Source organism: Pseudarthrobacter phenanthrenivorans, assembly GCF_036455295.1.
Lineage (GTDB): Bacteria > Actinomycetota > Actinomycetes > Actinomycetales > Micrococcaceae > Arthrobacter > Arthrobacter phenanthrenivorans_C.
This window is the reverse complement of the sequence record NZ_JAYXNX010000040.1, coordinates 1-1,095: the sequence shown is the minus strand read 5'-3', so window position 1 is coordinate 1,095 and position 1,095 is coordinate 1. Positions and strand designations below refer to the sequence as shown.

The 1,095-nt window shown below is 65.1% G+C and carries 2 protein-coding genes; both read left to right on the top strand.

The genetic code is table 11. From position 1 onward, the window contains the following. The first annotated feature begins 4 nt into the window (after positions 1-4). Entirely contained in the window at positions 5-436 is a 432-nt protein-coding gene (locus tag VXJ37_RS21020; RefSeq protein WP_331324932.1) for a phage holin family protein, read from the top strand. After that, complete coding sequence (locus VXJ37_RS21015) at positions 433-1,095, top strand: DUF3618 domain-containing protein (RefSeq protein ID WP_331324931.1); 663 nt, start codon at positions 433-435, stop codon at positions 1,093-1,095. Before VXJ37_RS21020 ends, VXJ37_RS21015 begins: the two co-directional genes overlap by 4 nt.

The window sequence follows — 1,095 nt, the reverse complement described above, 5'->3', positions numbered from 1 at the left end:
TGTGATGAGTAGCCAGATTCCGGAGCCGCCGCCCAGTGCGGCGCATGTGAAAGCGGACAACGCCTCCTTGGGCGAGCTGCTCGGGGACGTGACCCGGGACCTGTCCACCCTGATGCGCCAGGAAGTGGAACTGGCCAAGGCCGAAGCCAAACAAACAGCCACCCGCGCAGGCAAAGGCGCCGGCATGCTCGCCGGCGCCGGGATCGGCGGACACTTCGTCCTGCTCTTCCTCTCCCTGGCCCTGATGTGGGCCCTGGGCGCCATCATGGCCCTGGGCTGGGCCGCGCTGATCGTCGCCGTCATCTGGGCGATCATCGCCGCGGTCCTGGCCTCCACCGGCCGCAAGGAACTCAAGCAGATCAAGGGCCTGCCCCAAACCGGGGAAACCCTCTCAGAAATACCCCCAACCCTAAAACCAGGTGAGGTAAACCGATGAGCGAAAACCCCGACGTCATCCGCGCAGACATCGAAGCCACCCGCGCACGGCTGGGCACCAACGTCGACGCCGTGGCCGACAAAGTCACCCCGTCCAACATCGTCCACCGCCAAACCGACAAAGTCCGGGACGCCGTGACCGGGGTGAAGGAGAAAATCATGGGCGCCGCAGACACCGCCACCACCACAGTCCACAACACCACCAGCACCGGAGCAGGGCACACCACCAACGCCATGCACTCCGCCGGCGACAGCCTCCACCAGGCACAGGACACCGTCTCGGCCAAACTCTCCGACGCCGGCCACGCCGTCTCCAACGCCCCGGACCAGGTCAAAGCCAAAACCGCCGGCAACCCCCTCGCCGCCGGACTCATCGCCTTCGGCGCCGGCATGCTGATCTCCTCCCTGATCCCGGCCAGCGAGAAAGAACGCGAAGCCGCGGACCAACTCAAAACCGCAGCCCAACCCCTGGCAACCCAGGTCACCGACGCCGCCAAAACCGTCGCCCAGGACCTCAAGGAACCCGCCCAGGACGCCATGGAAAACGTCAAAGCCACCGCCACCGACGCCGCCCAAAACGTCAAAACCGAAAGCCAACAAGCCGCCACCGACGTCAAAGACCACGCAACAGACGCCAAAGACAACATCCAAAACACCTAG

Bases quoted from the DNA above. Each gene is read 5' to 3' on its own strand.
- VXJ37_RS21020 (WP_331324932.1), top strand. From the start codon at position 5: ATGAGTAGCCAGATTCCGGAGCCGCCGCCCAGTGCGGCGCATGTGAAA.
- VXJ37_RS21015 (WP_331324931.1), top strand. From the start codon at position 433: ATGAGCGAAAACCCCGACGTCATCCGCGCAGACATCGAAGCCACCCGC.